General features: G+C 40.2%; 7 protein-coding genes. 4 read left to right on the top strand and 3 right to left on the bottom strand.

The window, feature by feature from the left end:
* Window positions 1-84: 84 nt before the first annotated feature.
* Window positions 85-2,343, bottom strand: coding sequence for a phosphoenolpyruvate--protein phosphotransferase (gene ptsP, locus ACTS4L_RS10755; RefSeq protein WP_440617834.1), 2,259 nt, complete (start codon window positions 2,341-2,343; stop codon window positions 85-87).
* A gap of 5 nt (window positions 2,344-2,348) precedes the next feature.
* Window positions 2,349-2,831 (bottom strand): RNA pyrophosphohydrolase, encoded by a 483-nt coding sequence (locus tag ACTS4L_RS10750; RefSeq protein ID WP_440617835.1) that lies wholly within the window; start codon window positions 2,829-2,831, stop codon window positions 2,349-2,351.
* Window positions 2,832-2,981: 150 nt separating this feature from the next.
* Here ACTS4L_RS10750 and glnA point away from each other — a divergent pair, with 150 nt between their 5' ends.
* The 4 genes from glnA (at window position 2,982) to ACTS4L_RS10730 (ending at window position 7,606) form a co-directional block, all read left to right on the top strand.
* On the top strand, window positions 2,982-4,394 hold the full coding sequence (gene glnA, locus ACTS4L_RS10745) for a glutamate--ammonia ligase (protein WP_440617833.1): 1,413 nt from the start codon (window positions 2,982-2,984) through the stop codon (window positions 4,392-4,394).
* A gap of 271 nt (window positions 4,395-4,665) precedes the next feature.
* A complete protein-coding gene (locus ACTS4L_RS10740) occupies window positions 4,666-6,243 on the top strand; it encodes a cytochrome ubiquinol oxidase subunit I (protein ID WP_440617832.1) in 1,578 nt (525 codons plus the stop codon).
* Entirely contained in the window at window positions 6,243-7,418 is a 1,176-nt protein-coding gene (cydB, locus tag ACTS4L_RS10735) for a cytochrome d ubiquinol oxidase subunit II (protein WP_440617831.1), read from the top strand. The genes ACTS4L_RS10740 and cydB overlap by 1 nt, the downstream gene beginning before the upstream one ends.
* A gap of 23 nt (window positions 7,419-7,441) precedes the next feature.
* Complete coding sequence (locus ACTS4L_RS10730; RefSeq protein ID WP_440617830.1) at window positions 7,442-7,606, top strand: hypothetical protein; 165 nt, start codon at window positions 7,442-7,444, stop codon at window positions 7,604-7,606.
* An 18-nt stretch (window positions 7,607-7,624) separates the two neighbouring features.
* Here the strand turns inward: ACTS4L_RS10730 and dksA are convergent, their stop codons facing one another.
* Entirely contained in the window at window positions 7,625-8,038 is a 414-nt protein-coding gene (gene dksA / locus ACTS4L_RS10725) for an RNA polymerase-binding protein DksA (protein ID WP_117001483.1), read from the bottom strand.
* Between the last annotated feature and the right edge of the window lie 235 nt (window positions 8,039-8,273).

Here is an 8,273-nt window from a genome sequence, read left to right as displayed (position 1 = left end):
TTACTCCATGATCTTAGATTACAAAAATAGAGTATCATAAAACAGCATAAAATAAAACCGCGTCAGGAATGCTCTCTTATAGTGTTAACTAATCCCTGCGCGAATCAGACCACCTAGGTCATTTTCAACAAGGAAGTTTTCTAAATAAGTATGTACCTCTTCAGTGGTGGCAAGTTTTAATACTTGTTTTAATACATTGCGACACTGCTTTTTAGTGACAGATCGTAATACGTGCTTGACCTTAAGAAGTACAGAAGCGTTCATGCTTAAGCTATCAAAGCCCATGCCGATAAGAAGTGCGGTGGCAATTGGGTTGCCGCCAAGCTCACCGCAGAGTGAAATTTCTTTGTTGTGTTTTTTGGCTACTTTAACCAAATGGTAAAGTGTGCGAATCATTGCTGGATGTAGTTGGTTGTATAGGTTAGCGACTTTTTCATTGGTGCGATCAACGGCTAATACATATTGTGCCAAGTCATTTGAGCCAATGGATACAAAGTCAACCAGACTAATTAATCGCTCTGCAAGTATAACTGCAGCTGGAACCTCAATCATGATGCCAATACGTGGTTTATCAATATCAAACCCTTCTTCAATGACTTCTTTGTAGGCTTGGCGAATAAGCTGTTTTGCTTCTTTGACTTCCTCAATAGTTGTAATCATTGGTAGCAATATATGCAAATTATCATGATGTAAACTGGCTTTAAGCATCGCCCTTATTTGCATTAAAAAAAGGTTGGACTGATCAAGCAGCATGCGAATGCCGCGCCAACCAAGCGCCGGATTCTGCTCTTCTTCGTAGAAGTAGGGTAATGTTTTGTCCGCGCCAACATCTAGGGTTCGTAAAACAGCAGGTTTATCAGGGAATGTTGATAAAATTTGCTGATAAATAATGCGCTGCTCATCCTCACTGGGGAAGCGTTCACGAATCATAAAGGGAATTTCAGAGCGATATAGACCAACGCCTGCGGCTCCTTGGCTTAAAGCTCGATCCAAGTCAGCAATTAAACCGACATTTGCTTTAAGTGTTATTTCATGACCATCAAGTGTTTCGCTCGATAAATCCTTAAGCGCTTGCAGTTCAATGGCTTTTTGGTTTTCATGCTTGATTAAGCGTTCATAGGCTGATTTAAGCCCTTTAGCAGGTTGAATATATATGCGACCAACATAGGCGTCAACAATAACTTCTTTACCATCAATAAAGCTAACCGGTAGTGCCTTGATGCTTGTGACAAAAGGCACGGACAAGGCTTTGGCTAGAATCGCAGCATGAGAGTAAGAGGAGCCGTGCTCTGATATAATTGCCTTTAAGCGTCCTTTGGGTACTTCAGCAATCATCGACGCAGTAATTTCGCTAGCAACAAGAACAGTATCAACAGCGTAGTGACTTTTCTTTAGAACTTTATTCTCAAGTGCCAAGAGGATACGCTTGCCTAAATCACGAATATCACTGGCGCGTTCGACAAAATAAGGCTCATCCATTTGCTCAAAAATCGTGGCTTGCTCGATGACAACACGTTTAATCGCGCTTTGCAACCAAACGCCTTGACGAATATAGTCAATGATGGCGTCATAAAAACGACTACTGTCTATCATTTGCAAATAGGCTTCAAATAACTGTGCTTCTTCACTACCTGCAAGGAGAGTAACACGTTGGAGCATCTCCTTTAAAGACTCTTTGACATCCTTTACTGCACTGATAAATAAACGTTCTTCATCGTCTGATTGAGTTGGTTTATCAGGAATTTCTTCAATGTCAGTAATGTTATAACGCGCAACTGCAATGCCTTTTTGTACGCCATCATTGGCGCTAACGCCATCAAAGTACATCGGACTTTGTGGTTTATATTCAATTTGCTCGGACACATCTTCAATATGGATGGCGCGATTTAGTGGTAGCGATAAATTAGCACACAATGTTGCAACATCAGTTTGTAAGCTTTCAGTAATCTTGTCTTTATCATTGAGTTGTAGCGCAATAATGGCAATAACATCACCTTTATGAACAACGGGAGCCGCTAGCAAAGATTGTAAGCGCTTGCGTGAAAGTGTTTGCAGAACACTGTAGCTTGAGGCCTTTGACATATCGGTAATAATAAGTGCCTCTTCACGCAAAGCAACTTTACCTAGAAGATCATCTTTGGCACTGATGTAGATCATGCCAGATCGCAGTGTCGGTACTAAAGTTGAAGCGCTTAATGTGTAAGTGTGTTCGGTTTCATCCAAAATAAAAACACTGCATGCATCAACACTAAGCACTTTACATGCTTCTTTAGCAAACATTGATAATACAACATCAAGCTCATGCTTAAGCTCAACGATTTTAACTAAAGACTGCCACAGCATGATAGTTACTCGCGGGGCCAATCTTTAAGCACGGGAAAGAAATGTTCAAGTGCCTTTTGATAAACATGGCGCTTAAAAGAAACCACTTTGCCTGCTGGGTACCAATAGTTAACCCAACGCCATTCATCAAATTCTGGTTTGTGACTGGCATTAAGATTAATTGCGCTATCGGCAGACTTTAAACGCAATAAAAACCACTTTTGTTTTTGACCAATGCACAGTGGGCAATTTCTTCTAATTAGCGACCTGGGAAGTCGATATCTTAACCATGTTCTTGTGGCAGCGATCACTTCAACATCATAAGGCATAAGTCCTACCTCTTCTTTGAGCTCTCGATACATTGCTTCAATCGGTGTTTCTCCGGAATTTAACCCACCTTGCGGAAACTGCCATGAACTTTGGTTGACGCGACGACCCCAGAACACTTTGTTTTGATCATTCATAATAATGATCGCCACATTTGCTCTGAAACCTTCTTGATCTATCACGATCATTTCCAAACCTAGTATTATCCTGTCGTTTAGCATACCGTAAAGATGGTAACTTTTCCTTGAAAATCTTGCTAAATTTTGCAAAAAAACTCTGATAGAATAGATCGCGGTAAAACAATCAACCAAATCTCAAGGAGCGTTATTAGTATGTCTGACTTTACACATTATCAAGCCATGGTTAGTGAATATGGGATCGAATTTGTCGATCTGCGTTTTACCGACACAAAAGGCAAAGAGCAACATGTTACCATTCCTGTACGTGCTGTTGATGAAGATTTCTTTGCTGATGGCAAAATGTTTGATGGTTCATCTATCGAAGGTTGGAAGGGGATTAATGAGTCAGATATGATTTTGATGCCAGACGCATCAACGATGTTAATTGATCCATTTTTTGAAGCGCCGACATTGATTATTCGTTGTGATATTTTAGAGCCAGCAACAATGCAGGCCTATGATCGTGATCCACGCTCAATTGCAAAACGTTGTGAAACTTATATCAAGTCAACTGGCATTGCTGATACGGCATTTTTTGGTCCAGAGCCTGAGTTTTTTATCTTTGATGATGTGACTTATAAGTCAGATATGGAAGGTTCTGAGTATAAAATCAGAAGTAATGAATCCGCATGGAGCACCAATGACCTGCATGGCGGTCGCAATAATGGACATAAACCAGGTGTAAAAGGTGGTTATTTCCCAGTGCCACCAGTTGACTCGCTGCAAGATATTCGCTCAGAGATGTGTTCTATTTTGGAAGAGCTAGGTCAGGAAGTCGAAGTCCATCACCATGAGGTGGCAACGGCAGGTCAATGTGAGATTGGCACTAAGTTCTCAACATTAGTAGACAAAGCCGATCAAACACAAATCTTTAAATATGTAGTACACAATGTGGCGAATGGTTTTGGTAAAAGTGCGACGTTCATGCCAAAGCCAATTCCTGGCGATAATGGCTCAGGTATGCATGTGCATCAATCGCTTTCAAAAGAAGGTAAAAACTTATTTGCAGGCAATGGTTATGCAGGACTTTCAGAGGAAGCACTTTACTATATTGGCGGAATTATCAAGCATGCTAAGGCATTAAATGCATTTACTAATCCATCAACTAATAGCTATAAACGTTTAGTTCCAGGCTTTGAAGCTCCTGTTTTATTAGCGTATTCAGCACGTAATCGCTCGGCATCTATTCGTATCCCGTTTGTGAATAGTGAAAAAGCGCGTCGCATAGAAGTGCGTTTTGGTGATCCTATGGCAAATCCATATTTAGCATTCTCAGCAATGATAATGGCAGGAATTGATGGTATTAAAAATAAAATTCATCCGGGTGAGGCGATGGATAAGAACCTATATGACTTGCCGCCTGAAGAGCTTATTGATATCCCAACGGTGGCAGCATCACTAGAAGAGGCGCTTGCTGCGTTAGATGAAGATCGTGAGTTCTTAACCGCAGGTGGCGTATTCTCAGATGATATGATTAATGCCTATATTGATCTGAAAATGGAAGAAGTGCAGAAGCTTAATATGATACCACACCCTGTTGAATTTCAAATGTATTATAGTTTGTAATGATATCCATCAGGACTCACTAAGTAATAATTCAAAAATAAGTTGAGCTTTAATTACTCCTCTGACCCGTGCAGCTTAAGCTGCACGAGCAATCCCACAATAGGAGAGGTAATAGCTGACGCAACTTATTACTAAGCTTCTTGCTATGGATGGCAATAAATTCACTTTATTTGATGCATAAGAAATTAAACTGCTGTCAAACTTGCAATAGGTGAGTAAGTCTCTACAATCGAGCAATAAAATTTCATTCACACATTGGGAGTGTCCGCACATGGATATGACACAATTGTTTGTCGATTTATCACGTACGCAATTTGCGTTTACGGCTATTTTTCACTTTGTTTTTGTACCATTGACACTTGGTTTGTCATGGATGCTTTTTATTATGGAAGCGGCTTATGTCAAAACGGGTAAACAAGTATACAAAGATATGACTAAATTTTGGGGTAAACTTTTTGCGATTAACTTCGCAATGGGTGTTGTCACTGGAATTACCATGGAGTTTGAGTTTGGTCTAAACTGGGCATATTTTTCGCGCTTTATTGGCGAAAGTTTCGGTACGGTATTGGCCATTGAGGGCTTGACTGCTTTTATGACTGAAGCGACACTGTTTGGTTTGTTTTTCTTTACCTGGAATAAAGTCAGTAAAAAAACACATTTGTTGATTACTTTTTTCTTGGCATTGGGTACCAATTTGTCGATTGTTAATATCTTAGTCGCAAACAGCTGGATGCAGCATCCGGTAGCAACATTCCTGAACCCTGAGACAATGCAGATGCAATTAACGAGCTTTGTGCAAATCTATATGCAGGAGTTAGCACAAATTCGCATTGGCCATGTAGCTTTTGCCGGTTACTTAGTGTCTGCGGCATTTGTTGTTGGGATTAGCGCATGGTATCTCTTACGTAAGAGAAACACAGGGTTTGCGATGCGTTCACTTGCTGTGGGTCTTGGCTTTGGTCTATGCTCTTCGATCTTTATTTTTTTCTTGGGGGATGCTAATGGTCTTGCCGTTGATAAGTATGAACCAGCTAAAATGGCAGCAATTGAAGGACAGTGGGAAACACAAAAAGCACCCGCTGCTTGGTCAGCTGTTTCTTTGCCGTCACAAGTGCATGAGAAAAATTATTTTGAAATTCAAATTCCATGGATGTTGAGCTTAATTGCAGGACACAGCTTGTCTGCTACAGTAGAAGGGTTAAAGCCCATTATGCGCGAAAATAAAGAGCGCATTTATGATGGCTTGGTCGCATTAAAAGCATTGGAACAGATCAGAAATGGCAAAGGGACAGCCCAAGATTTTGATATTTTTGATCCGAAAAATCCAGAGACCAAAAAGTATCGTGATAATATTGGCTATGCCTTTATATTGCAGGCGCACGCCAAAGATCCTCACAATGCAAGTGCAGCAGAAGTTGCTAAGGCTGTTAAGGATACCATTCCAGAAGTATGGCCAGTGTATTGGAGTTTCAGAGTGATGCTAGCCTGTTGGGCAATTGTGTTTTTTGTTATGGTCTTTGGTGCAGTGCATGTATTGCGTCGCACACTCCTAAAATATCGTTGGTTTTTATGGTTGGCAGTACTAGCCATTCCTTTACCTTATATTGCAGCTGAAGCAGGTTGGATTATTGCTGAAATGGGGCGCCAACCATGGGTGGTGCACGGCATATTGCCAACGAGCATGGGGGCATCGACCTTGGCGTCATGGAATATCGTGGTGAGTCTTGCCTTTTTTGCATTGCTATATATTGGGCTGTTTGTTGTGGAGTTAATTGTTATGCTCAAGGTTGCACGCAAAGGGCCAACATCGCTAGGTAATGGCAATTATGATTATAAGGAGCATCAATAATGTTATTTGATTATATGACCTTACAAATTATCTGGTGGGCGATCATTCTTTTGGTCCTTATTCTTTATGCGACAACCGCAGGGTGCGACTTTGGTGTGACGATCATGATGCCATTTATGTCTAAGCATAAAGACTTTAAAGAAAATGATGTTGAAAGACGCTTAGCGCTAAATACCATTGCGCCTACTTGGGATGGTAATCAAACGTGGATTGTTATCGGTGGTGGTGCGCTATTTGGGATTTGGCCAGCTGTTTATGGCACGATTTTCTCAGGGTTATATCCGGCATTATTGCTAGTGCTATTTACCTTTTTCCTGCGTCCGCCTGGGTTTGACTATCGCAGTAAACTTGATGGTGATGGTTGGCGTAAATTCTGGGATTGGGGGCTTTTTATCAGTAGCTTTATTCCGGTGCTTATTTTTGGCTTGGTGCTTGGTGCGCTATTCCATGGTTTACCGTTTTACCATGATGATTTCTTATTAAGATCGATATATGCCGGTAATGCCTTTGCTAGTGTGTTATCACCTTTTGCTATTTTGTGCGCATTGTTAGCATTAAGCATGGCATTAATGCATGCTTGTTTGCACTTAAACCGTCGTTTGTCAGGTGAGCTGGGTTCGCGTTTTCGTCGTTTATCTAATCTGTTTATCATCATTAGTTTACTTCTTGTCACGATAGGCTTAATTATGTTGGCATATGTTGTCCCTGGGATGATTATTACCGGTACGCCAGCAAGTCTTGCGTTTAACACACAGGTTGATGTAGTTACCGGTGGTTGGTTGCATAACTATGCTGTTCATCCATGGATGTGGCTGGCGCCTATTTTATGCTATGTAATGCTATTACTTGCTGCCATTACCAAAGAGAAAAATGAAACACTGGCTTACTGGTGTTCAGCCTTGGCAATTGCCGCAATTATGTGCGCTGCAGCATTTGCATTATTTCCATTTATCGTACCATCTAACTGGGTAGGTGCTAATGGTTTTGGCAGTCAGAGTTTAACGATTTGGAATGTGTCAGCCTCTGAATATAGCCTGATGGGTATGCTGTATATTACGTTTGCATTTATGGTATTGATTGTCGCTTATAAGCTTTGGGGATTTAGTGCTGCATGGCGTGGTAAGTCTAAGCTTGATAAAGATGATTTAGAACAAAACAGTCATACATTCTACTAACTGGGTCAACAGAGGAATTTACTATGTGGTATATCACAATTATCATTATGTTAGCGATTTCAATGTATGTTGCTTATCGTTTTACACTGTACGTTGATGAAAAAATTGAAAAAGGGAAGTATAAAGAAATCAGTGATGACCCAAATCACGCAGCTAATAAAGGGGATCATCCTGATAAAAAAGGATAAAAAATAAAATATTTAAGATTAGGCTTTGATAATGCCTTGTGTTCTTTCTTGATGCTCTTGAATTTCTTTGGCTTGCACCGATAAAGTCGCTGTCGGACGTGCTAGTAAACGTTGCACACCAATTGGCTCACCAGTCAGTTCACAATATCCATACTCGCCATTTTCAATATGCTTTAGTGATTCATTAACTTTGCGTAATAACTTGCTTTGGCGATCGACAGTACGTAAATAAAGTTGCTGCATCTCCTGTGAGGTAGCAACATCATTTAAATCGGTATTACGTTCGGATTCAGCCAAGCTTTTCTTTGCATCATCAATCGCTTCACTTAACTCTTGTTTTTGCTGAAGCAATAGTTCCTTGAAAAAAGCCAACTGCTCTTCATTCATATATGCATCTTCGGGCATATTTAGTAGTTCTTTTTCTGTCAGCATAGCGTGCCTCCATTAACGAGTTAGTTTTTTATTAGGGCGTTTTTATATCATAAAAAATAACCTATCACTAATAAATTTACTGCATATAACTAAAAAAAGTAAAACTTAGTCATTTAGTCAAGAAAAGTTCTAAAGAAATGGTTAAATAAGTCAATTAGGAGAGCATTCCTGACGCGGTTTTATTTTATGCTGTTTTATGATACTCTATTTTTGTAATCTAAGATCATGGAGTAAC

The organism is Cysteiniphilum sp. 19S12-1, from assembly GCF_052030685.1.
Lineage (GTDB): Bacteria > Pseudomonadota > Gammaproteobacteria > Francisellales > Francisellaceae > Caedibacter.
The sequence above is the reverse complement of the archived record's forward strand: the minus strand, read 5'-3'. Positions and strand labels throughout refer to the sequence as shown.